The sequence below is a fragment of the Methanoculleus sp. UBA291 genome, assembly GCF_002499755.1.
Taxonomy (GTDB): Archaea; Halobacteriota; Methanomicrobia; order Methanomicrobiales; family Methanoculleaceae; genus Methanoculleus; species Methanoculleus palmolei.
This window is the reverse complement of sequence record NZ_DANC01000054.1, coordinates 12535-35253: the sequence shown is the minus strand read 5'-3', so window position 1 is coordinate 35253 and position 22719 is coordinate 12535. Positions and strand designations below refer to the sequence as shown.

Annotated in this window: 20 protein-coding genes, 2 tRNA genes and 1 pseudogene; 15 read left to right on the top strand and 8 right to left on the bottom strand. The window is 58.7% G+C overall.

Annotated features, from left to right (window positions below; translation table 11 throughout):
- Positions 1–106: 106 nt before the first annotated feature.
- The gene (locus tag BP737_RS12975) at positions 107–460 is read right to left on the bottom strand and encodes a hypothetical protein (protein WP_342686253.1); all 354 of its coding nucleotides are present in this window, start codon (positions 458–460) and stop codon (positions 107–109) included.
- A gap of 337 nt (positions 461–797) precedes the next feature.
- On the opposite strand from BP737_RS12975, the gene BP737_RS14825 reads away from it, so the two are divergent.
- The 10 genes and pseudogenes from BP737_RS14825 (at position 798) to BP737_RS12925 (ending at position 10647) form a co-directional block, all read left to right on the top strand.
- The gene (locus BP737_RS14825; protein ID WP_342770378.1) at positions 798–1208 is read left to right on the top strand and encodes a transposase; all 411 of its coding nucleotides are present in this window, start codon (positions 798–800) and stop codon (positions 1206–1208) included.
- Entirely contained in the window at positions 1136–1642 is a 507-nt protein-coding gene (locus BP737_RS12965; RefSeq protein WP_292407007.1) for an IS5 family transposase, read from the top strand. The genes BP737_RS14825 and BP737_RS12965 overlap by 73 nt, the downstream gene beginning before the upstream one ends.
- A 179-nt stretch (positions 1643–1821) precedes the next feature.
- Positions 1822–1971 (top strand): annotated as a pseudogene (locus BP737_RS12960) (transposase); the annotation flags it as partial.
- Between the two features lie 69 nt (positions 1972–2040).
- Positions 2041–3429 (top strand): ATP-binding protein, encoded by a 1389-nt coding sequence (locus BP737_RS12955; RefSeq protein WP_292406890.1) that lies wholly within the window; start codon positions 2041–2043, stop codon positions 3427–3429.
- 967 nt (positions 3430–4396) lie between these two features.
- On the top strand, positions 4397–5794 hold the full coding sequence (locus BP737_RS12950) for an NAD(P)H-dependent oxidoreductase (protein ID WP_292406887.1): 1398 nt from the start codon (positions 4397–4399) through the stop codon (positions 5792–5794).
- Positions 5795–5944: 150 nt separating this feature from the next.
- Positions 5945–7069 carry an epoxide hydrolase family protein gene (locus BP737_RS12945; RefSeq protein ID WP_292406884.1) on the top strand — a complete coding sequence of 375 codons (1125 nt, stop codon included), beginning with the start codon at positions 5945–5947 and terminating at the stop codon, positions 7067–7069.
- 165 nt (positions 7070–7234) lie between these two features.
- Positions 7235–8548, top strand: coding sequence for a protoporphyrinogen/coproporphyrinogen oxidase (locus tag BP737_RS12940; RefSeq protein ID WP_292406881.1), 1314 nt, complete (start codon positions 7235–7237; stop codon positions 8546–8548).
- Positions 8545–9522: a glycosyltransferase family 4 protein gene (locus tag BP737_RS12935; protein WP_292406878.1), complete on the top strand. Its 978-nt coding sequence runs from the start codon at positions 8545–8547 to the stop codon at positions 9520–9522. Before BP737_RS12940 ends, BP737_RS12935 begins: the two co-directional genes overlap by 4 nt.
- Positions 9519–10217, top strand: a complete 699-nt coding sequence (locus BP737_RS12930; RefSeq protein WP_292406876.1) for a glycosyltransferase — start codon at positions 9519–9521, stop codon at positions 10215–10217. The genes BP737_RS12935 and BP737_RS12930 overlap by 4 nt, the downstream gene beginning before the upstream one ends.
- A 4-nt stretch (positions 10218–10221) precedes the next feature.
- Positions 10222–10647, top strand: coding sequence for a PaaI family thioesterase (locus BP737_RS12925; protein ID WP_292406874.1), 426 nt, complete (start codon positions 10222–10224; stop codon positions 10645–10647).
- A gap of 474 nt (positions 10648–11121) precedes the next feature.
- Here the strand turns inward: BP737_RS12925 and msrA are convergent, their stop codons facing one another.
- A complete protein-coding gene (gene msrA, locus BP737_RS12920; RefSeq protein ID WP_292406871.1) occupies positions 11122–11604 on the bottom strand; it encodes a peptide-methionine (S)-S-oxide reductase MsrA in 483 nt (160 codons plus the stop codon).
- A 95-nt stretch (positions 11605–11699) separates the two neighbouring features.
- Between msrA and BP737_RS12915 the strand changes: the two genes are divergently transcribed.
- Entirely contained in the window at positions 11700–12245 is a 546-nt protein-coding gene (locus BP737_RS12915; protein WP_292406867.1) for a ferredoxin domain-containing protein, read from the top strand.
- 12 nt (positions 12246–12257) lie between these two features.
- Complete coding sequence (locus tag BP737_RS12910) at positions 12258–13358, top strand: GHMP kinase (RefSeq protein ID WP_292406864.1); 1101 nt, start codon at positions 12258–12260, stop codon at positions 13356–13358.
- A 60-nt stretch (positions 13359–13418) separates the two neighbouring features.
- On the opposite strand, the gene BP737_RS12905 is transcribed toward BP737_RS12910, so the two are convergent.
- The 4 genes from BP737_RS12905 to BP737_RS12890 all read right to left on the bottom strand — a co-directional run bounded on the left by BP737_RS12905 (position 13419) and on the right by BP737_RS12890 (position 17122).
- Positions 13419–14900, bottom strand: a complete 1482-nt coding sequence (locus BP737_RS12905) for a PH domain-containing protein (RefSeq protein WP_292406862.1) — start codon at positions 14898–14900, stop codon at positions 13419–13421.
- Between the two features lie 7 nt (positions 14901–14907).
- Complete coding sequence (locus BP737_RS12900) at positions 14908–15474, bottom strand: PH domain-containing protein (RefSeq protein ID WP_292406859.1); 567 nt, start codon at positions 15472–15474, stop codon at positions 14908–14910.
- 108 nt (positions 15475–15582) lie between these two features.
- Complete coding sequence (locus BP737_RS12895) at positions 15583–16764, bottom strand: bifunctional 5,6,7,8-tetrahydromethanopterin hydro-lyase/3-hexulose-6-phosphate synthase (RefSeq protein ID WP_292406855.1); 1182 nt, start codon at positions 16762–16764, stop codon at positions 15583–15585.
- Positions 16765–16969: 205 nt separating this feature from the next.
- A tRNA-Trp gene (locus BP737_RS12890) sits at positions 16970–17122 on the bottom strand.
- Positions 17123–17213: 91 nt separating this feature from the next.
- Here BP737_RS12890 and BP737_RS12885 point away from each other — a divergent pair.
- Positions 17214–18914, top strand: coding sequence for an AMP-binding protein (locus BP737_RS12885; protein WP_292406852.1), 1701 nt, complete (start codon positions 17214–17216; stop codon positions 18912–18914).
- A gap of 23 nt (positions 18915–18937) precedes the next feature.
- Here the strand turns inward: BP737_RS12885 and BP737_RS12880 are convergent, their stop codons facing one another.
- Positions 18938–20254 (bottom strand): amidohydrolase family protein, encoded by a 1317-nt coding sequence (locus BP737_RS12880; RefSeq protein WP_292406849.1) that lies wholly within the window; start codon positions 20252–20254, stop codon positions 18938–18940.
- Positions 20251–20922, bottom strand: coding sequence for an MTAP family purine nucleoside phosphorylase (locus BP737_RS12875; protein ID WP_292407005.1), 672 nt, complete (start codon positions 20920–20922; stop codon positions 20251–20253). The genes BP737_RS12880 and BP737_RS12875 overlap by 4 nt, the downstream gene beginning before the upstream one ends.
- A gap of 166 nt (positions 20923–21088) precedes the next feature.
- Between BP737_RS12875 and BP737_RS12870 the strand changes: the two genes are divergently transcribed.
- Together BP737_RS12870 and BP737_RS12865 are read left to right on the top strand one after the other, a co-directional pair.
- Positions 21089–22216 carry a nicotinate phosphoribosyltransferase gene (locus tag BP737_RS12870; RefSeq protein ID WP_292406846.1) on the top strand — a complete coding sequence of 376 codons (1128 nt, stop codon included), beginning with the start codon at positions 21089–21091 and terminating at the stop codon, positions 22214–22216.
- Between the two features lie 57 nt (positions 22217–22273).
- Positions 22274–22345, top strand: a tRNA-Ala gene (locus BP737_RS12865).
- The last annotated feature ends 374 nt before the right edge of the window (positions 22346–22719 follow it).

The window sequence follows — 22719 nt, the reverse complement described above, 5'->3', positions numbered from 1 at the left end:
ATATCGGTTGGTTGGAGGGTTCGCAATGTGAATGAACAGTTTATATAAAGCTTGGAATGTGCTGATCGGATTCAGCAGATTAGGTAGTAAGTAGCTCGGTGGCGAATCAAATTTTCTGCAGAGGCATAATGCCCCCCGTCAAGAGTTGTCCATTGTTATATAGGAAATGAGCTTGTTTTTTAGCACCCCATCCATCGCGAATCTCTGCATCGTACGTGTTTTTCGCTACTTTTACCCATTTGCCGTGATACGTCCCAAACTGACCAGACTCCGTGAATGTACCATCTGCATTGAACTGAAAAGTGAGTTCGTCTGGAGAGGATGCGTACCATTTTCCTACGATCGATTCATCTTGTGCTTTTACAGAAGTTGGAGTAGAACTTATTTGGGAGCATCCTGCTGTAAAAATTATAACAAGTGCACAGATAGAAACATAGGTAAAAAAATGGAAATTTCTCATATATATCATCCATCTGGTTCGAAGTCATGAGTCATAAACTTGTTGGTTCTGACCTTGGGCCTTTCTATTGTGCCCTCTATTCCTTTATTGTCTTAACGTCCGCGAATAGATTCCTATAAATTTTCAGTCTCCTCATCCACATCTGGGGTTCCGGGATACTTCTTCGCACAGTGAAGCCTGGATTCCTGGAATATATAACGGGTTAAATAACCTGCCGTATTACCATCCTTTAAATCCTAATCGCCCTTCAAATCAAGGTGATAGATCTATTCATCGTTATGTGTTAGCACGAGGTCACCCCACAATTATATTGGGCCTTGAATAAAACCCGGAGAGCATGGCATTCCGGGAAATCGATGACGAATTCTGGGCAATCATTGAGCCGCATCTCCCTCCTCAGAAACCTCATGTCGGGCGACCCCGAACCGACCATCGGGCGATGTTCAACGGGATTCTCGATGTCCTGACTATCGGTTATACCTGGAGTGACGTCCCTCGACAATACGGCACGAAATCGACGGTACATCGGTTTCACCTCTATCTTGCCGAACAAAGCATTTATCAGGACATGTTCCTCGACCTTCTCCGATCGGGCTATGAGATCCGAAAGACACGGAAAATCAGAGATTTTCCTGACAGGAAACTGCAGAGCAGTTTCCGTGTCGATCTCACCCACTGTTCCACCGATACCAAGGATATCCCGGCCAAAAAAGGGGATCGATCGGTTATGATGGCTATAAGAAAGTAAAAGGGAACAAGCTAAGTGCTCTGGTCGATCGGAACGGTCTTCCTCTTGCCTGCACCGTCTTCCCGGCAAATATCCATGATTCCCAACTCTATGAACCAACTGTTGAAGCGTTTACGATTCTGGAGATGCAGGTGCATCCCACGATCATCTCCGCAGATGCAGCCTACGATGCCCAGAAGATCCGTCAATACAACCAGAGACGAAGGATCAGGAGGAATATCCCGACCAACCCGAGATCCCGGGCACACTCGAAGCGGGGAAGGCCACGCCGGTTCGATCCGATACTGTATAAAGAAAGATGGGCTATTGAACGGTTCTACAGCTGGATTGAGGCGTTCAAGAAGATTGTTCCACGTTACGAGCGGTATGAGCACTCATTCCTCGGGTTGATCCACCGGGCATGTGCCAGCATGATCTGGAGGGTCATGGGATGACCTCGCAACCAGAGGGAAACAGGAAATGGGTGTTCCAGCCAACGGAGAAAAAAACTCCGGAAGTTCTCGGATACCAAAATCCAAAGACATTCACACCTCAAACTTGATGCGAACCCATTTCTTGACAGGGAGTATTTCTTGGAAGGGGTGAGGATGGCAACACCCTCTCCCTATTCGGCCGGGGCAATAAGGAGTTGAAACGGAGAACCAAGATAGTTGGGGTGTTCCCAAATGAAGAGGCACTACTCAGATTGGTCGGATCCATTCTGATGGATGTAAACGAGGAGTGGGTCACCGGCAGAAGGTATTTGACCGTGGAGAGGGAATGATCAGACAAGGAGACAGGGCTCAGACAAATTACAGAAAATATGAAACGTTGCCCAGCGGAGTTCGATAGCATGATTAAAAAGTTTGACCTCAATATAGAAAAAATACTGGAAGATTGGGAGATTTATCATGCCTTAAGAGAAATAATTGCCAATGCTATCGATGAGGAGTTACTGACAAAATCTGAAGAGATTGAGATCTTTAAAGATGATGGGAACTCATGGCATATTCGAGATTATGGAAGAGGGATTAACTCTGAGCATCTAACTCAAAAAGAAAATGACGAAAAAATTAAAAGCGCTCACACCATTGGAAAATTTGGCATCGGCTTGAAGGATGCTCTTGCAACCTTTGATAGAAAAGGTGTAAAGGTCTCAATAAAATCGCGTCACATCAACATGACATTAGAGAGAACCAATAAACATGGTTTCGCTGATATTGTCACTTTGCATGCGAATATAACTCCTTCGTCAGATAAGGGCTTCAAAGGAACAGAGTTTATATTAAAAAATTGTCCGGATATAGAGATTGAAAAAGCAAAAAATCTGTTTTTACGCTTCTCTGGTGAGAAAATATTAGAGGAAACACCAATTGGACAGGTTCTCGAAAAGGAGTCTGAGACTGCATGGATATATATCAACGGGGTACAGGTTGCGCAGGAAGATAATTTCCTCTTCTCCTACAACATTACTGAGTTAAATCAAACCATTAAAAAGGCGCTAAATAGAGAGCGAACAAACGTAGGACGAACAGCATACACGGATCGGGTTAAAAGCATCCTTAAAAAGTGTCAGAGTGAAACGGTTGCACGTAAACTGGTAGATGATCTGAGTAGATATGATACCGGAGGGCAGCATGACGAACTAACCTGGACTGATATAGCTGTTCATGCATGCAAGCTCTGCAACGAACGTTCTAGAGTCGTCTTCTTCACGTCTGAAGAGGTGATTTCTTCACCAAATCTGGTAGATCGAGTTCAACGAGACCAGTATGAGGTAGTTGTACTTCCTCAAAACATCAAAAAGAAGATCAGTGGTAATACAGATCTTTCTGGCAACCCGATCAGGGATATTGAACAATTCACCAGAGACTGGAATGAAAGTTTTAAATTTTCTTTTGTAACCGAAGACCAGTTAAAGCCCGGTGAGTTGCGGGTTTATAAACAAACAGATAAAATCCTGTCTCTTATCGGAGGGAAACCGGGAGATGTAAAAGATATATTGATATCTAAGACTATGCGCCTCGATAAAGAGACCTACTATGAGGTTGGTGGATTGTGGGAGCCCCAAGAAGGAAGGATTGTAATAAGATATGATAACCTGAAAGATCTCGGAAGTTATGCCGGGATTTTACTTCACGAGGTTGCTCACGCAAGAAGCGGGGCGACCGATTGTACAAGAAAATTTGAGAATGAACTTACTGACCTCCTTGGAATAGTTGTCCAGCAAACAATCGGCTAACCCATTCAGCACGCACCTTACTGTATGCTATCTTAGAAAACATATTCCGGGTAGCATTGATTCCCTGTTGAGGCGGATGGGAGCGGCTCCACGCCCTGAGATGATGGGCATATCAGAGTTCTCCAGGGGCCCTCGGACCCCTACTCTGGAGAGGATTCCTGGGGATGCCTCCCCGCCTCCAGGCCAGGAGGCTCTTACCTAATCCTAGGGACCGATATCAACCTCTTCAGAGCGGTTATTGGTCAAAGGCCTTCTCGAATCACCCTCAATGCGAACCCATATCTTGACAGGGAATATTTCTTGGAAAGGACGGAACGCATAAAACAACCAACACCCAGAGACGAGACCAGAGTAACCTTTGTTACGTTGCCGCCCCAAACAGGATAGCGGAATGCGCGAGCCGTATGCGCTGAAAGGCGCACGTACGGTTCCTCCTGCATTCCCGCCGACTCATAACGAGTCACATTCAAACAGGCTGCACTTCAGTCAAAATCCACAACAGAATGAATTTCGTTGGCGGATACAATCATGCTCGTTATGTGTAACGCATAACGATGAATAAATCTATCGCCTTGATTTTGAAGAATGATCCTAATTTAGAGTGATAGCAATGCAGCGAATTATTTAACTCGTTATGTATTCCGGGAATCCAAGGTTCTTGGAAGGGGAAAAAGGTGGCGACACCCTTTCCCTATTCGACATGTTGACAAAGGGGTTCAATTCATCCCCACGGCTCAAGCCGGGGGCTTTCTTGCACCCCCTTGAACCCCGGATCTGTAAGAGCCATCGATCGTTTTTAGATCCAGAGCCAAATCAAAAACAGGCGTCTGGTTACGAATGCCGCATCTCACTTTCCTGCATCACCCGGACCGCATGAGACGGCGGTCGCCGCGTAACCCCCTCTTCCCACAAGGTATATCCGCCCGTCCGCTTCAGATCCGTATATAATACACGAGCAGGTAAAACCATGCAGATCGCTGTCATTTCCGGGAGTCCCAAGGGAGAGCAGAGCGTCACCCTCCAGTACGTCCAGTTTCTCGAGCAGGCATTTCCAGATTATACCTTCACCGTCGTGCATGCAGGAAAGGAGATCCGGACGATTGAGCGGCAGGAAGAGGTGTGGGACGGGCTGCTCGCCACGGTAACGGAGTCCGACGGCGTGCTCTGGGCAACTCCGGTCTACGTCATGCTGGTCCCGGCCCAGTTGAAGCGATTCGTCGAACTGATCGACGAGCGGAACGCGACGGAGGTGTTCTCCGGGAAGTATACCGCCAGCCTCACCACCTCCATCCGCTTCTTCGATCACACCGCCCATGCCTACCTGCACGGGGTCTGCGACGACCTCGGCATGCGTTATGTCGGTTTCTGTTCGGCCCACATGCAGGATCTCGAGAAGGAGGCGTTCCAGGAGCAGCTCATCCTCTTCTTCTCCGATTTCCTGGAGGCGATCGAAGAGCGGCGGCCGATCCAGAGGGAGTTTCCGCCGCTGCCCGCGATCACTTCCTCCTACACCCCAAAGGCCCCGCCGATCACGGTGGATACGCACGGCAGACGGGTGGTCATCCTGCACGACGCAGAACCCGGTTCCGACCTGGAAGCGATGGTTGGCGAGCTCGCGGCGTGTTATGGGGGTTCGGCCCGGGTCGCCCACATCCGGGACGCCATGATGAAGGGTGCCTGCCAGGGGTGCTGCCGGTGTGCCTTCGAGAACACCTGTATCTACGACGACGGATTTCTGGCATTCTGGGAGAAGTACGTCATTGCCGCGGATATTCTGGTCCTGGCCGGGACCGTTCGGGACCGTTTCTTCTCGGCTGCCTGGAAGCAGTTCATCGATCGAAGTTTCTTCAGCGGCCATGTACCGGCATTTGCAGGAAAACAGGTCGCATACCTGGTGGAAGGCCCGCTCGGCCATCTCGCGACCCTCCGTGAGGTCCTCACGAGCCTGGTGATGACGGAAAAAGCCAACCTTGCAGGGATTGTGACCAACGAGCCGGACCCGGGCGAGATCGATGCTGCCCTGCACGCCCTGGCCGAACGCTCCGTGAGGCTCTCGGACCGGGGATATATCGCGCCGGTCACCTTTCTGGCCGTCGCCGGCCATAAGATCTTCCGGGATGAAATCTGGGGGGGAATGCGGGCGATCTTCAAGGCGGACGACCGGTATTACCGGCAGCATGGGCTCTACGACTTCCCCACCCGGGATTACCTGCAGAGGATCGGCACCCGGGTGACCGCTCTTGCGATGAGCATCCCCTCCGTCAGGCGGGAGGTGGTGAAGAACATGCCCGCCTACATGATCGAACCCCTGCAGAAGTCAATAGAAAAGAGTCCGGTCCTCGCAAAGAGAAGAGCAAAACGGTAGTGTACCGGGAGCCGCAAAACCGTTCCGGAGCGAACCCAACTCCACGCTTCCTGCTCATAAGTTCCTGGAGGAATGTTTTATATACGAGCGATGCCCCTCCCGGCACGCGTATCGTCGGAGGATACACGAACAGGAGAGGAGGACTGCCGCATGAAGATTGAACCCTTTACCATCGCCGTGCTGCAGGCCGTCCTCGACGACCTCGCCCGGCGGCTCGCCCGGACCCGTTGGCCCGACGACGGCGCCGGCTGGGCATACGGCACCAACCTTGGGTACATGAAAGATCTGGTCGACTACTGGGAGCACTCCTACAATTGGCGCAGACCTGAGGCGTACCTGAACAGATTCGCCCAGTTCAGGGCGGAGATCGACGGGATAGGTGTTCACTTCATCCACGAGCGCGGCAGAGGCCCGGACCCGACGCCGGTCCTCCTGCTCCACGGCTGGCCCGACTCCTTCTACCGCTACCACAGGGTCGTTCCGATGCTGACCGATCCGGCCCGGTTCGGAGGCGACCCCGGCACATCGTGCGACGTGATCGTCCCGTCCATCCCGGGGCAGGGGTTCTCGGACAGGAAGGCCATGACCACCGGCGATACCGCCGATCTCTTCGCCCGGCTGATGACGGAAGGGCTCGGGTACCGGAAATTTATCGCGGCCGGCGGCGATGCCGGAACCCTGATCGCCCAGTCCCTGGCAGAGCGCCGCGCAGACGCCCTGATTGGCGTCCACCTGACCGACGTCGGCTACCCGGACCAGACGACGGACACATCGACCCTCACGGAGCCCGAGATTGCGTTTGCAGCCTACATCCAGCAGTGGTGGATGAACGAAGGCGCCTTTAACATCGTCCAGTCGACAAAACCGCAGAGCCTCGCCTACGGACTGGCCGATTCGCCTGCGGGCCTCGCAGCCTGGATCATGAGTTTTATCACCACGGGCACGACCGGTGAGGAGATCGAGAGACGCTTCAGCCGCGACGAGTTGCTCACAAATATCATGATATACTGGGTTACGCAGACGATCGGCTCGTCCGTCCGCAGGTACTATCTTGACGCGCACGCCGCTTCCACTCCCTGGCGGCGCACACCGGTTCCGGCAGCCGTCGCTCACTGCCCCCTGGACGCCCCGCTGCCCCGCGAATGGGCCGAACGCAGGATGAACCTCCAGCACTTCACCGAACTCCCCCGCGGCGGGCACTTCGCAGCCTGGGAGGAGCCCGAGCTCTATGCAAAAGATTTACAGGTGTTTATAAGAGAATTTAACAATTTTTAAGCGTCTTATGTGCCGGTCGAGACCGACGCCCCCGTGGATCCGTTGCGGGAGAACAGGCGCACCCACCGTTTCCGGCCTGGTTTCTCCTGATTTCCCCTCGATACGCGGCAACCGTGGGGAACGGATGGTCAACCATATATGGCTTTGACATTAAACAGTAAGAACGTGAAATCGGCGGTACTGGGTGGCGGTCTCACCGGGATTACGCTGGCCCGCCTGCTCCGCGAACAGGGCGACGACGTGACCGTTTTTGAAGAGCGTGAGAGGATCGGGGGGCTCTGCCGCTCAAGGACGGAGGCGGGGTTCACGTTCGATGTCGGGGGCTCGCACATCATCTTCTCCCGCGATACCGAAGTCCTCTCCTTCATGCTCTCGGTCCTCGGTGAGAACGCCGACCGACGAAAACGGAATACGAAAATTTTCTATAAGGGGCGTTACGTCAAATACCCCTTCGAGAACGGTCTTTACCAGTTGCCCGACGAAGACCGCTTTTTCTGCATCGACGAGTTCGTGAAAAACCTCATCGCCGTCGAGAAGGGCGAGGTTGCGCCGCCGACGAACTTTGCCGAGTGGATCACCTACACTTTCGGCCGGGGCATCGCCGAATGCTACATGATCCCCTACAACGAGAAGATCTGGAACTTCCCGGCCGACCGGATGTCGCACCACTGGGTGGAGGGGCGCATCCCCCGCCCGCCGGTCGAGGACATCATCCGGTCGGCCATCGGGATCGAGACCGAGGGCTATACTCACCAGGCGGTCTTCTCCTACCCGGTGGAGGGCGGGATCGAGGCGCTGGTCCGGGCGATTGCGGAGCCGGTCCTCCCTGCCGTCCGGACCGGGTTTTCCGTCGCTTCCGTCCGCGAGGAGAACGGCGAGTTCATTGTCGGCGACGGGAAGGAGACCGTCCGTGCCGACCGCCTGATATCGACCATCCCGCTCCAGAACCTGCTCCCCTGTCTTTCGGACGTCCCGGCCGGGGTGCAGACGGCGTGCGACGCCCTCCGGTACAACTCGCTCTGTTCGGTCTTCATCGGGCTCGCGGGGGAGGTCCCCGATATCTCGTGGCTCTACGTCCCCGACCCGGCGACGGGCCTCTTCAACCGGGTATCGTTCCCCTCAAACTACAGCACAACGGTCGCCCCGCCGGGTCATTCCTCGATCCTTGCCGAGATCACCTATAACGACGGGGACGCGGTCTCCCGGATGTCGGACGCCGACGTGATCGAGCATACCGTCGCATCGCTCGTCGCCGCCGGGCTCCTCCTCTCCCGGGAGCGGATCGTCTACACCGGCGTCTCACGGCAGAAGTTTGCCTACGTCGTCTACGATACCGATTATCTGGAGAACATCAAGATCATCCGGGAGTTCTGCAGGGAGCGGGGCATCGACCTCGTCGGCCGGTTCTCACAGTTTGAGTACCTCAACATGGACGGCTGCATCCGGAGCGCGCTTGACTTCGTGAGGGCGAACGGATGAAGGTCAATATATTCGTCGAGGATTTTCGTTTTCTTCGGTATATCGGGTGCGCAACAGCGGCACGGACGTTGTATAACCACCTCGCCCGGCTCCCCGGCATGGAGGTCTCCCGCAACCTGTATCACGGCGACTTCGACCTGACGCATTACCACACCTTCGGGCCCTGGGCGCTGTATCACCTGAAGTTCACCGACGGCGTGAAGGTCCTGACCGCCCACTCGACCCCCCGGATAAACGAGGGGAATGTCGCCTTTTCGAAGCGGATAAACACCGTATACCCCAAAATTTACCGGCAATTCGACCACATCATCACGATCTCGGAACCCTGCCACCGGGAGATCGAGCAGCTCGTTCCCGACGTCCCGAAAACCCTCATCCCGAACGGTATCGACCGGGCATACTTCAAGCGGGATAAGAAGAAGCGCAAATCATTCCGCAACGAGTACGGAATCGACCACGATCAGAAAGTGGTCCTCTCCGTCGGCCAGCAGACTCCCCGGAAAGGCATCTACGACTTCCTGGACCTGGCCAGCCGGCATCCCGAGATGACCTGGGTCTGGGTGGGGGGGTTCCCGTACGGGACGTTCTCGAAGGACTATGCGAAGATCCAGATGCTCAAGTCCCATTCCCACGAGAACGTCATCTTCACCGGGGTCATCGACGACATCTCCCGGGCATACAGCGGGGCGGACGTCTTCTTCATGCCTTCGCACGCGGAGACCTTCGGCCTCGTGATCGTCGAGGCTCTTTCGGCGGGTCTCCCGGTTATCGCACGGGATATCTTCGAATTCCGGGAAATCTTCGGGGATTCGGTCCTCTTCTTTTGTGACATCGACGAGGCGCGTGACCTCGTGAACGACGATGCAGCCCTGCGGCGCTGCGCCGCACGGGCCCGCGCCTCGACGGAGAAGTACGACATCACGCTTATAGCAAAACGGCATCAACAACTGTATCGGGAGTTGATCGAGGGATGATCTCCGTCGTCGTTCCGACCTACAACGAAGAGCAGAACATCGAGCGCTGTCTTGAGTCTCTCGCCGACCAGACGGTGCCGAGGGAGACTTACGAGGTCATCGTCGTCGACGGGAACTCAAAGGACCGGACCCGGGAACTGGCGGAACCTCTTGCGGACAGGGTCTTTGTCCAGACGAGCAGGAGGGTCGGCGGGGCGCGGAACGACGGGGCGATGGCGGCCACCGGCGATATCGTCGCGACGACCGACGCCGACTGCATCCTCCCCCGGGACTGGGTGGAGCGGATCGAGAGAAACTTTGCGGAACGGGAGATCGTGCAACTCTACGGTACGGTCTACCCGATCGAGGACGGTTTCCGGAACCGGCTCTCGCTTGCCGGTGCAAACATCTTCTCGCGCATCGGCTACTACACCCGGACGATCTACTTCACGCTCGGGTGCAACACGGCTTTCGACCGCGAGACGTTCATCCGGGCGGGGATGTATCGCTGCATCGATGCCGGGGACGACCTGGAGATAGCGCAACGGATGCGAAAGATCGGCAGGGTCCATCTCGATCCCCGCCTGAAGGTCGGGTTCTCGATGCGGCGCTACCAGCAGTTCGGAACGCTCAAATCGATTGGGGAGTGGCTGTATATCGTTCTTCGCGGCGGCAATGCCGGCGGCGTCACCTACTCGAAGCGGGAGTACAAATAGCCTCATGAAGAAGACCGCATCCGTCCCGGAAGCCTACGCCGAAGCAGTGCACCGGTCCGACACCTGCGGGTTTGCGCGCCTGCTCGGCATGGAGGTCACGGAGATCGCCGGGGGCTGCGTCAGGGTGGCCATGCCGACCGCAGGAAGGGAGAACGGCCATGGTATGACTCACGGCGGCGCAATCTTTGCCCTTGCGGACCACGCTTTCGGCATCGCCGGAAACCTTGACGGGGTGGACCAGACGGGGATCTCCGCCCATATCCGCTATTTTTCTCCGCCTGCGGGAGAGACCCTGGAGGCGGTCGCCCGCAGGGTCTCGGAGACGGAGAGGACGTCCGTCTACACCGTCGACGTCTACTCGGGCGGGCGGCTGGTCGCCTCGCTCGAAGGGGTCGGGTTCAAGACCGGGGTTCCGGCGAGGGGGGAGTGAAGGGGGGTTTGGTGCTGATTTAGAGGCGCCTGCCCTGCATCACCAATCATTAGCGTATTTCTCTAAATAGTAGGTATGAGAGCAAGCCCGATGCAGTAGACCGTGGGAACTGCGCACCTCGGTGCTCAAGCTCGCTCCGCTCGCACCTCTGGTGCCCCTGCCTTCTGGCCAGTCGCGTAACGAACCACGGATTTTGTGGGGATATCGCCACGCACTGCCCCCGCCCCGAGGGGCGGGGGAGGAGCGCGAAGCACGGGCGGGGTGGGGGTTGCATGTTAGCCCTACGGGGTAGAGACAGGGGAGGGAGTCTCCCCCCTCCCCGTCGGCCTCACCCCCAATGGCGATAGCCACTGGAAAGCCGTGTACGGGGTTTGTGGAGTGCCATGTCCCATAGGAGCAGAGGTTAGGAAATCTCGCTCCCTCTAGCCGCAGCCAGACAAATGCCTTTCCCCGAATAAACCCCCTTCCGTCCCTCTACCACACCGTCCTGCAGTGCCCGCCGCCGTGCTTCGCGAAGTACTGCTGGTGGTACTCCTCTGCCCGCCAGAACGTCCCCGCGGGCTCGATCGCGGTGACGATGGGGCGCCCGAACCTGCCCGAACGGTCCATCTCCTCCTTCGATGTCCGCGCCTCTTTCTCCTGCTCCGGGGTGTGGTAGAAGATCACCGACCGGTACTGCATCCCGATGTCGGGCCCCTGCCGGTTCGGCGTGGTCGGGTCGTGAGCGTTCCAGAAGACGTCGAGGAGATCGCGGTACGAGACCTTTTCGGGGTCGTAGGTCACCTGTACGACCTCCGCATGTCCGGTCCGCCCGGTGCAGACCTCGGAGTAGGTCGGGTCCTCGGTGGTGCCCCCCATGAACCCCACCGCCGTATCCACGACGCCGGGGACGTGCCGGAACGTCTCCTCGACGCCCCAGAAACACCCTGCGCCGAACGTAGCCTTCTCCGTTGACATGGCAATCAGGGCCCGGTTAGGCGGGTTCTGGGAAAAACGTATCGGTGTCCTCGATCCGGGCATACCCTTATCTCCGGTCGGCACCATGTATGCACATGTTCTCTGAATCAGATGCCGTAGAGATGGTCGCCAGGCTAATGGCGCTCTCTGCACGCACCGCTCCGAAGGCCCGTGGCGTCGACGTCATCAAGACGCAGATCGTTGCCGGAGAGGAGCGGAACGTGCTCGCGGGAGCGATGCGGGAGTTCGGGGAGCGGCACAACGTTGCGTTCTTCATCAGGGATGCCGCGAACGTCGCCGCAAGCGACGCATGCCTTCTCGTCGGTTCGTTGTTCGCCGACGCCACGGGCCTCGACTGCGGCGCGTGCGGCTACTCGACCTGTGCGGAGATGCTCGATGCACAACGGCAGTCGACGGTCACCCCGTTTATGGGGCCGAACTGCGCCGTCAGGATGACGGATCTCGGGATCGCGGTCGGTTCCGCGGCGAAGACCGCAAGCATCCACAACGTCGACAACCGGGTCATGTACTCGGTCGGTGTCGGCGCGCTCGCGCTCGGGTGGCTGGAGGGGTGCGGCGTCGCCTACGGCATCCCGCTCCGGGCATCTGGTAAGGATATCTTCTTTGACCGGCCCCGCTAACCGGGTATTATCATGCCCATCATGAAGATCCGCGGAGGGGATCTGGACCTCGTCGAGTACGAGTTCACCTCCTTCTCCCCGGGCGAACACATCCGGATGTGCGGCCTCCGGCGGGACTATCCGCTCGCGCCGGTTGCCGGCACCGTCGTCGCCCGCGCGCCCGCACGGATTCATCTCACCGTGCTCGACATGAACCGGTTCTCCCCGGACCACCCCGGGGGCGGCGGCATCGGGTTTGCCATCGGGGTCTACTGCACCGCCGAGGTCGAGTGCACGGAGTCGGGGCTTGAGATCGACTACTCCCGCGAACCGCTTCTCCGGCACTTCGTCGAGGCCTTCCGGCAGGTCGTCGGCTACACGGGAGGATTCCGGGTCCGTGCCCGCGACCACCACTATGAGCACGTGGGGCTCGGGTCCACGAGCACGATCCTGACCGCAGTTGCAAACGCTCTCAACACCGCCGTGGGATCGCCCCTGACCCGCGACCAGCTCCGCCTGCTCCTCGGCAACAACTACGTCGAGGAGACCGCGGCCGGGAACGTTGCGTTCGGGTTCGAGACCGGCGTCGGCGCTGCCGCCAGCACCTACGGCGGGATGGCGGTGATGGGGGACGACCTGACGCTCGTCTACCGGCACGCCTTCGCGGCAGGGAGACGGGTCTACATCGTCATCCCGCCCTCCGATGTCTCGTCGGCGGGCGAAAAGGAGTTTGGTCTCCTGATGAACAAGGCCCGGACCCTTGACTACCGCGACCGCACGCTGAAGTCCTACCTCATCCTGATGGACCTCATCCCTGCGCTGGAGCAGGACGACCTTGCAAAGATCGGCGACGTGATCTGGGAGATCGAGTTCCGGGGCTCAAAGCGCGCCGAGGTGGAGCACCACGGGTTTGAGATCTACCGTTATATGGCGGCGCTCCGGGACGCCGGCCTCGAGTTCGTCGGCATGAGTTCGGTCGGCCCCTCCATCGCGGTCATCACCGACCGGCCGGAGGGGGAGGTGGCGGCGATCCTCGCATCGGCGGGGCTCCGGGTCGAGATCGCGACGACGGTCGACAACGAGGGGCTGAAGATCCGGGTGGAAGAGAAGGCCCGACATTCCCCACTGGTCTAACACCGGGAGAGGCTTCTGTCCGATCGCGCCGCCTTTTTTAAGCAACCGGTTCAATCCCGATCAGACACAGTTCTTCCGGTAATCGTACTCTCCGCTCGCGATCCGCTCCATAACGGTCTCGCCTACGGCGCCAAGAAGGCTCCCGGAAAAATACCCCGACGAGACGCTCGTGCCCCCGGTCGAAGAGAGCAGGTACACCCTCCCCTGCGAGACGCCGAAGATCCTGGCGACCGGCCCCTGCGTGATCCTGACCATCTGCACCTTGTCGTAGTTCATCACGACGGTCTCGCGGTCGACTGCGCCGTTCACGAACGTGAAAAGGTCCTTCCCGGCGTCAAACTCCGTGATCCGGTAGGAGACATGCGCGGCATAGAATATCGCGAAGACCGCGAGGGCCGTAACCAGGGGCAGCACGTACGGCAGGACCGCGCCAGCGGCCCCCGGGAGGGCTGCAGCCCCGCGGTAAACGTAGAGCGACGGGTAGGTCATCGCCACGGCGAGCGCGAGAGACGCCGTCGCGGCCCGGATCAGGAGCACGCTCTTTGCGCTTTCGGGCTGCTTCTCCGGACTGCGCTCGTAGACGAACTCCGGCACCACCTCCCGGAGAAGTTTTTGGACCGTTGCGTCGTCTTTCAGGAGACAGAGAACGGGACGAAGGTTCTCTCCGCTCCCGGACGCCAGCCCAACGACTTCCGCCTCAATGCACGACCTGTGCATGAGCCTTGCCGCGAAAGTGCTTTTGATGCGGACGGCGTTGATCCTCGATACATTGAAGGATGTCCGGTAGGTCCTGACCAGGCCGTGCTGCAGGTATACCGTATCGCCTCTGCGGTAGATCCTGTAGTTGTAGTAATGGAAGATCAGCGATACCGACGGCCCTATCTGGATCAGAACGAACATCATCAGAGAGACAAGCGCTTTGCCGTCCGTCCCGAGTCCGGGCCCGACGGAGAGATACTGTTCAAACAGGGAGTAGGCCAGGAATACAGAAGCAACGACGGTCTGGTGGGTTGGAACGCTGAAGAGACCGTGGATGATCACGTCCGCCGGAGAGAACGAGACGAGGGAACCGGCGATCTCATCCTCGCCCGGGGAGGCCTCGCGGTCGTAGATGCGTTGCGACACCACGGAGCGTATCCTCTCCGCCGTATCCTGCCGAAACGTCAGGACCGCCTCCGGGACCGTGGCGCTGCTCCCCGAGTTGATGTTGATCTGCAGTTTCGAGGTCCCGAAGAGCCTGTTCAGGATGCCCCGGTTCACGTTGACCGATGCAATCTTCGAGTAAGGGAGAGTCTTTTTCATCTTAAAGAGGGTGTCCCGCTCCACCACGACGTCCGTTTCGTTAAACTGAACGGTCGTCAGTCTCCATTGCCGGTAGTTGAATAGCAACAGCGCGGCGAGAGCGGCTACAAGTATGGCCGCGACCGCGGTCCTGTCGAGCTGCGTAGCGAGGACCAGCGCCAGAAGCACCATCGCGGAGAGCGACGAGAGCGACTTCTCCACGATGACGCTTTGGTGGTATCGGATCTTTTCGCCGGACATGCTCATTTCAATCGTTTGCAAGCCCCGGTGGGGCGGCCGGGGCCGTTTTCCTCCTCTCAAGGAGCATTCTCCCGATCAGGCCGTTCAGCAGTTCGGCTACCTTCTCCGCCTCGTCAATCTCCAGGTAGTTGATGGTCGCCTCTCCCCCTGCAGTGGTTACGGTGACGTCCGCGAGGCCGAGCATGCTGTTGATCGGCCCCCTGGAGACTTCCACCTGGTGCACCCTCTCGATCGGCACCAGTATGTGGCGGATCACGATGACGCCATACCGCACATCCACCCGATCTCTGGTGATCCGGTATCGGTATCGGGCGTAGTAAACCGGCGGAACCGCCGCCATGTAGACCAGGACAACCACAAGAACCGCCGCAAAGGCGTGCAGAACGAGATCGTAGTACTGACCGAGGAACCCCTGGGCGTAGGTCCTCGCAAGGAGATAAACCGCCAGATATATCGCGTAGGATATGGCATGATCGATGTACATCGAGAGCATGCACTTCCGGTTCAGCCGCCTGTAGCCGTCTCCTCCTCCATCCCCCCCATCAACCTGCCCATCCGGCGGGCTCAAACTCATGGTTAATGGTTTATGCTGCGCTCATATCAAGTTATTTCCAGAGACTGCCTGCGATCTCCGCTCATGATCTTTTGCGGTTGCAGGGGGAGAAAAAAAGGTGCTGACCGATTAAAAGTCAGTCATGATGCGGAACTGGTCGATCTCTTCGGTGTTGAGTTCGTTCAGGAACTCCTCCGCCGCGTGCTGGATGTTCTTGCTCCCGGTAATGGCCCGGCCTACGACCAGGATGTCGGCGCCCGCCTTGAGTGCGTCCTTCACGACACCCTGCCGGATGCCGCCTGCCGTCGCGACCAGCAGCCTTTTTCCGCCCGCCTTCTTGATCGCCGGGATGTCTCCCCAGGCGTACTCCGTGTTCTCGATATCGATACCGCGGTGAAGCTCCACAACGTCCGGTTTCACCTTGAGGTGCTCGACAACGGCACGGGGGTCTTCGACGTTGAGCATATCGACCACCGTGTAGATGCCGGTCTTCCGCGTGTCCTCGATTGCCTTCTCGATCGTGGAGAGAGGCGCAAGACCGGATATCACGACGGCATCGGCACCGGCGTCGGCGGCCATCCGGGCCTCGAGGTTCCCGGTATCGAGGGTTTTTAAGTCGGCGACGATGAACGCGCTCGGGCGGACCTCGCGGATCTCGGAGATGATCGAGAGGCCGAACTTCTTGATCAGGGGTGTTCCGGCCTCGATGATCAGGTGATCGTTCTGGGGCAGCTCTTCAAGAACCTTCGTCATGTGGTTCTTGTCCACAAGGTCCATCGCGACCTGCAGGTACGGCGGGTCCCAGAGGCGCTGCACCTTGAATCCCATGACCGCATGGGCCGCCCGGTCCTTCTCGTGCAGGAGCGTATCGATGTCGGGGAACCGGTCGAGAGCCCGGCGGAGCGCGAGTTTCATCGCACCGTAATTGAACCGGTAGATCTTGTTGGCGTCCTCTGCAGAGGGATCGAGGAAGACGCTTGCCATGATGACGGTGTCTTCAATGTCGACCCCTTCAAAGACGCCTTCTTCGACCGAGTCGGCGACGGCCTTCGCTACCGCTGCCTGGACGGGCCCGAATATCTGGTTCACCTGGTATTCCTTCTTTAGGGTAACCTTAGGGATGACGAGCGTCGAGGGCTTCGTCGGCAGGTTCGGCCTGATGACCGCGAGGAGCGGCGTGTGCCCCTTCGAGAGTTGCGAGAGAGCGTTTGCAAATGCCTGGCCTACCGCTCCCTCTTTGTTCCCCATCATTAGATCTATGTGCGCAAGTTCCGCGCCGTCTCCAACCAATGCTTCACCGATGAGATACATGTGCATGCCCTCAGATAGTGCAGAAATATTGGCGGGACAGGTATTAAAGACCTTGCGGGTATCTCTGTGCGGAGAGAAAATTGAGGCGGTCGGGCAAGACCGTATCCGGGATGCATCCCTCACGCGTCGAGCCGCGTGCGGTTGCGACCGGGACGGAAACAACCAAAGATACCCGGGGGTATCCGGCAAAAAAATCATAAGAACGTGGGGTCGGTGAGATTTGAACTCACGATCGACGGGTCTCTCCGACATGCATCAGTGCTCCAACGGGTCATCATCCCTCTGTCAGGAGACCCATTGTTCATCACGTGCAAAGACCGCTGGAGCCCGTCGCCATTCCGGACTAGGCCACGACCCCTTATCCTCTATACTTTTGATGCCGTCTGCTATAAGTGTTGTGTTCAAAGAACCCGAAATCATAATTGCTCCTGCTTACCTATTCAAATAGAATGGCTGAGGGCAGTTACGCGTGTGGGAACTCGCAAAAACCTCTGCTCGGCATCACCATTGGTGAAATGCTGAACCGAATCGCCGCGGCGCACCCGGACAGCGACGCGCTCATCTCCGTCCACCAGAACATCCGGTGGACGTATGCGGAGTTTCTTGAGCACGTCGACACCCTGGCGCGCGCCCTCATGGCGCTCGACGTCGAGCGGGGCGACCGGGTCGCCATATGGGCGATGAACTACGCGGAGTGGGTGCTTGTCCAGTTTGCCACCGCAAAGATCGGCGCCGTCATGGTGAACATCAACCCGGCCTACCGGACCTACGAGTTCGAGTACGCCATGAAGCAGTCCGAAGTCCAGACGCTCATCATCCAGGGGCGGTTCAAGACCTCCGACTACGTCGGCATGTTCTACGAGTCCTGTCCCGAGGCGTTCGAGGCGAAGCCGGGCCGAATACAGAGCGACAGGTTCCCGTTCTTGAAGAACGTCGTCTTCCTCGGTGAGATCCCCTACAACGGCATGTACACCTGGGATGAACTTCTCGCGAAAGCCGACCTCATCAGCCCCGACGAACTCCGGGAACGCGAGGCGTCGCTCGACTTCGACGATGCGGTCAATATCCAGTACACCAGCGGGACAACCGGGTTTCCGAAAGGGGTTGTCCTGACCCACCATAGCGTCCTGAACAACGGCTACATTATTGGCGAGGGGATGAAGTTCACCCATGAGGACCGGCTCTGCATCCCGGTGCCGTTCTACCACTGTTTCGGCATGGTCCTCTCGAACATGGCCTCCGTCACGCACGGCACCGCGATGATCCTGCCGTCGCCGGCCTTCAACGCCGAGGCAGTCCTTCGTGCTGTACAGGACGAGCGGTGCACGGCGCTCCACGGCGTGCCGACGATGTTCATCGCCGAACTCTCCCATCCGGACTTCGCGAAGTACCGGCTCGATACACTCCGCACTGGGATCATGGCCGGGTCGCCCTGCCCGATCGAGGTGATGCGGGAGGTCAACCAGAAGATGCACATGTCCGATATTGTGATCGTCTACGGGCAGACGGAGACCTCCCCCGGCGTCACGATGACCACGACCGTGGACCCCCTGGAACGGCGTGTCTCGACGGTGGGGAGGCCCTTCCCCCACACCGAGATCAAGATCCTCGACCCGCACACGAAGAAGATCGTCCCCCGGGGGGAGACCGGCGAGATCTGCGCCCGGGGCTACTGCGTGATGCGGTGTTACTACAACAACCCGAACGCCACCCATGCAACGATCGACGCGAGTCACTGGAACCATACCGGCGACCTCGGAGTGATGGACGAGGAGGACTACGTCAAGATCGTCGGGCGCCTGAAGGACATGGTGATCCGCGGCGGGGAGAACATCTACCCGCGCGAGATCGAGGAGTTCCTCCACACGCACCCGAAGATCGCCGACGCCTACGTGATCGGCATCCCGGACAGGAAGTACGGCGAGGAACTGATGGCCTGGATCAAGACGGAGAACGGTTCGACCCTCACCGAGGAGGAGGTAAAGGAGTACTGCCGCGGCCGGATCGCGCATTTCAAGATCCCGCGCTACATCAAGTTCGTCGACGACTTCCCGATGACGGTTGCGGGCAAGATCATGAAGTTCAAGATGCGCGAGGCGGCAATCAAGGAGCTCGGCCTTGAGAGCGAGTCGACGATAGAGACTGCGTAATCTTTTTTTAAAAAGGGAGTGCTTCAGGAGGCCTCTTTCGCCCGCCCCACAAGCGCCCGGGCCGCGGCGGCGGCTTCCCGGACGATCTTCTCCTCTCCCGGCACCGTCCGCTCGTGCATCAGGACCCGTCCCTGGCAGAGGACGGTCCTGACCGCGCCGCCGTTGCAGGCGTAGACGAGGTTCGATTCAGGGTTGAAGAGCGGGGTGTTGCAGACCGCACGGGCGTCGAGGAGGACGATATCGGCCGGAGCGCCCACGGTCAGGGTTCCGGGGCCGGTTCCGAGCGCCCGGGCGCCCGCCGCGGTCGCCATCGCGATTGCCTCGCCGGCGGGAAGGAGCGTCGGCGAGTTCCAGGCGAACTTCTGGAGGAGGGCGGCAACCTTCATCTCCTCAATGAGGTCGAGGTTGTTGTTCGAGGAGCAGCCGTCGGTTCCGAGGCAGACGTTCGCCCCGTACCGCTTCAGCCAGTGGTAGGGCATGGCCCGGTTGACGGCGAGCTTCATGTTGCTTATGGGGTTGTGGGAGGCGTGGACGCCCCGTTCCCCGAGGAGCCGGCACTCGGCCTCGTCGAGCCAGCAGCAGTGCGCGACGACGGTCCGGGGGGTGAGACAGCCGCACTCATCGAGGAGGAACGCCGGGCGTTTGCCGAACTGCGCGACACAGTCGACGACCTCCTTCTCGGTCTCGGAGAGGTGGACGTGGATGCCGATCCCCTGCTCTTTTGCAAACCCGGCGCACCAGGAGAGGCCCTCGGGCGAGACGGTGTAGACGGAGTGGGGGCCGACGGCCGCCCGGATGCGCGGGTTTGCGAGCGATTTTGTGTAGGCGACGAGGGTTTTTGTCGCTCTTATCTCGGCCTCCCGTTTCTCTTCGTTCCCGAGGTCGATGAACCCGTAGGCGAGCGTCGCCCGCATACCCATCTCGGCGGCCGCCTCCGCCGTCCTGTCCATGAAAAAGTACATGTCGTTGAACGCGACGGTGCCGCTTTTGATCATCTCAAGGCACGCGAGTTTCGTCCCCCGGTAAACGTCGTCGCCGGTGAGGTGGGCTTCGAGCGGCCAGATCTTCTGCGCGAGCCAGTCCTGCAGCAGCATGTCGTCGGCATACCCGCGTAGCAGGGTCATCGCGGCGTGGGTGTGGGTATTTACGAGGCCCGGGACGGCGATCCGGTCGGAACCGTCGATGACGATATCGGCGTCGACCGCTCCCCGGGCGTCCTTTCCAAGCCCCGTAATCGTGCCGGTCTCGTCGATTGCGATGTCAACTGTCGATCCGTTGATGGCGGCGCCGGTGATCAACACCGATCCCCGGGCGGTAAAGATATCGTCTGACTCAGTCATGCAAATTGCTCCACGATATTTTCAAGTATCTTCTCGGTCCTCCGGCAGTTCGCCCGGGAGGTTGCAAGGATGTGTTCGTAGGTCAGGACCTCTTCCCCGAGGCCGTTTGCATAGTTGTCTACGGTGCAGACGGCGGCAAACCGCATCCCGAGTTCCAGGGCGAGCGTCGCCTCGCTTGCGACCGTCATCCCGACGATATCCGCTACGCGGGAGAGCGCCCGGACCTCGGCGACGGTCTCGATCCGCGGTCCCGGGGTCTGGGCGTAGACGCCGCCCGTCCGGGCCTCCGGCACGAGTTCGCCGAGGGTGCGGATGAGGTCCGCGTCGAGTTCGGGGCGGACGTGGTTGATGGTGCACTCGTGGATGGACGGGATGTCGGTGAGGCTGACGTAGTCGGTGGGGATGACGATCGAGCCCGGCGGGATCTCCGGCTGCAGGGAGCCGGAGGAACCGAAGGCGATGATCTTATCCACCCCGAGGACGGCGAGCGCGGCGAGACACGCCCGGTAGTTGATGCGGTGCGGGGGGAGGTTGTGCTGGTGGCGCAGGAGGAGCGCGAAGGCCCCGGTGTGCACCTCCGCCTTCCCGTAGGGCGTGGAGACGGTCGTTTTCTCGAGCGGGGGGAGGTCGGCGAAGAGAAGACTCGTGCCCCCGATGATCCCGAGCACTAGACCCACCTCTCCAGGCGTGCTCTTCTGGCCGATATAGCAGTATGCGCTCGTCTGTATGACATTCCGTTTATCGGGTCAACGTCTTAGCGGAAAACCTCATCTATATGATGCTTGAGGTGCGGTTCAACAAAGATTTACGTCTCCAGCGACAACCGGAATGGTCATGGGCAGATTTCTGGTCGTCGACGAGAAGACCATTCGCGACGGGAAGTGCACGGATGTTTATTTCCAGCGGGTTTCTGAGATCATGGAGAAGGACGGCGTCAACCCGCACGTTACGATGGAGGTGACGGCCGCGGCGCTCCCCGATCCCTGGGGGGTCTTCTGCGGTCTTGCCGACGTCGTCGAACTGCTGGAGGGCGTCCCGGTGGACGTTGACGCGATGCCGGAGGGGTCGATCTTCTCCCCGACCGAGCCGGTGCTCAGAATATCGGGGCGCTACCGCGACTTCGGGATCTACGAGACCGCTATCCTCGGGTTCCTCTGCCATGCATCGGGAGTGGCGTCCTCTGCGGCCCACGTGAAACTCGCCGCGCGGGACCGTCCGGTTTACGCTTTCGGCTCGCGCCGCCAGCACCCGGCTATTGCGGAGATGATCGAGCGGGCGGCCTGGATCGGCGGGGTGGACGGGGCGAGCAACACCTGTGCGCCGGCGGGGATTCCGCTCGCAGGGACGATGCCGCATGCGTTCGTGATGTGCTATCCGAGCGAGGAAGAGGCCTGGCGGGCGTTTGCGCGGGGAGCGGCTCCGGAGGTGCCGCGGATCATGCTCACCGACACCCTGTGCGACGAGAAGGTCGAGGCGGTCAGGGCGGCGGAGTGCGGGGCGACGGCCGTCCGGCTTGACACGCCGCGGTCGCGGCGGGGGAATATGCGGGCGATTGTCGAGGAGGTGCGCTGGGAACTGGACGTCCACGGCTACCCGGACGTGAAGATCTTCCTCTCGGGCGGCCTCTCGCGTGCGGACGTCGCCGCCTACCGCGACGTCGCCGACGCCTTCGGGGTCGGCGGGGCGATCGCGAACGCCCCGGTGATCGATTTCGCGATGGACATCGTCGAGGTCGAGGGGCGGCCGTACGCGAAGCGGGGGAAGCGGAGCGGCGCAAAACAGGTCTACGAGACTCCCGACGGCCGGCGCGTCACGCTCCCCCTCGCCGCTCCGGCGCCGGAGGACGGGGTCCCGCTCCTCGTCCCCTGCATCAGGGACGGCGCCGTTCTTGCGCGCTCAGAGATGGAGGATGCGCGGGAACGGGTGCTCTCCCGGCTTTCCGGCCTTGCGGCGGAAGGATAGGGGGCGGTATGCCCCAATCCTTATTATGTGATCGCGATCAACATTGTAGGGTAATAGGGGCCGATAGATCAGGGGTAGATCGCTACCTTGGCATGGTAGAGGCCGCGGGTTCAATTCCCGCTCGGTCCATACTGTTTTGCGAAAGAACTGTTATCGACGGTTTAATTGCTAGAATAACATCAATAATGACCGTATCGATGAATCAGCTGATGTTTCCGACGCGGTTTTTTAGGTAATCATGGACTTCCAGAGCGATGGTGATGTGGAGCACGTCTTCCTGGATAGTTGTTTCGGAGTCTTTTCGCCATGTTTTCATCTCTGTTCCGTTCATTCGGAGCATACATGCACTTGCAACGGTATACACTCCTCTGGAACATTATGATAAGAAGGTTTTTAGAGAGATTACAACATGATTTTGAAGGAAGCGCTCTTCTGATATGTCCCTTCAAGAGATTAGTATTCTAATTTCAGTCAACTATAGAGATGATCCCGAAACACCTCAG

Coding starts and splice junctions, on each gene's coding strand:
- BP737_RS12975 (WP_342686253.1), bottom strand. CDS start 460: ATGAGAAATTTCCATTTTTTTACCTATGTTTCTATCTGTGCACTTGTT.
- BP737_RS14825 (WP_342770378.1), top strand. CDS start 798: ATGGCATTCCGGGAAATCGATGACGAATTCTGGGCAATCATTGAGCCG.
- BP737_RS12955 (WP_292406890.1), top strand. CDS start 2,041: ATGATTAAAAAGTTTGACCTCAATATAGAAAAAATACTGGAAGATTGG.
- BP737_RS12950 (WP_292406887.1), top strand. CDS start 4,397: ATGCAGATCGCTGTCATTTCCGGGAGTCCCAAGGGAGAGCAGAGCGTC.
- BP737_RS12945 (WP_292406884.1), top strand. CDS start 5,945: ATGAAGATTGAACCCTTTACCATCGCCGTGCTGCAGGCCGTCCTCGAC.
- BP737_RS12935 (WP_292406878.1), top strand. CDS start 8,545: ATGAAGGTCAATATATTCGTCGAGGATTTTCGTTTTCTTCGGTATATC.
- BP737_RS12930 (WP_292406876.1), top strand. CDS start 9,519: ATGATCTCCGTCGTCGTTCCGACCTACAACGAAGAGCAGAACATCGAG.
- BP737_RS12925 (WP_292406874.1), top strand. CDS start 10,222: ATGAAGAAGACCGCATCCGTCCCGGAAGCCTACGCCGAAGCAGTGCAC.
- msrA (WP_292406871.1), bottom strand. CDS start 11,604: ATGTCAACGGAGAAGGCTACGTTCGGCGCAGGGTGTTTCTGGGGCGTC.
- BP737_RS12915 (WP_292406867.1), top strand. CDS start 11,700: ATGTTCTCTGAATCAGATGCCGTAGAGATGGTCGCCAGGCTAATGGCG.
- BP737_RS12910 (WP_292406864.1), top strand. CDS start 12,258: ATGCCCATCATGAAGATCCGCGGAGGGGATCTGGACCTCGTCGAGTAC.
- BP737_RS12905 (WP_292406862.1), bottom strand. CDS start 14,900: ATGTCCGGCGAAAAGATCCGATACCACCAAAGCGTCATCGTGGAGAAG.
- BP737_RS12900 (WP_292406859.1), bottom strand. CDS start 15,474: ATGAGTTTGAGCCCGCCGGATGGGCAGGTTGATGGGGGGGATGGAGGA.
- BP737_RS12895 (WP_292406855.1), bottom strand. CDS start 16,764: ATGTATCTCATCGGTGAAGCATTGGTTGGAGACGGCGCGGAACTTGCG.
- BP737_RS12885 (WP_292406852.1), top strand. CDS start 17,214: ATGGCTGAGGGCAGTTACGCGTGTGGGAACTCGCAAAAACCTCTGCTC.
- BP737_RS12880 (WP_292406849.1), bottom strand. CDS start 20,254: ATGACTGAGTCAGACGATATCTTTACCGCCCGGGGATCGGTGTTGATC.
- BP737_RS12870 (WP_292406846.1), top strand. CDS start 21,089: ATGGGCAGATTTCTGGTCGTCGACGAGAAGACCATTCGCGACGGGAAG.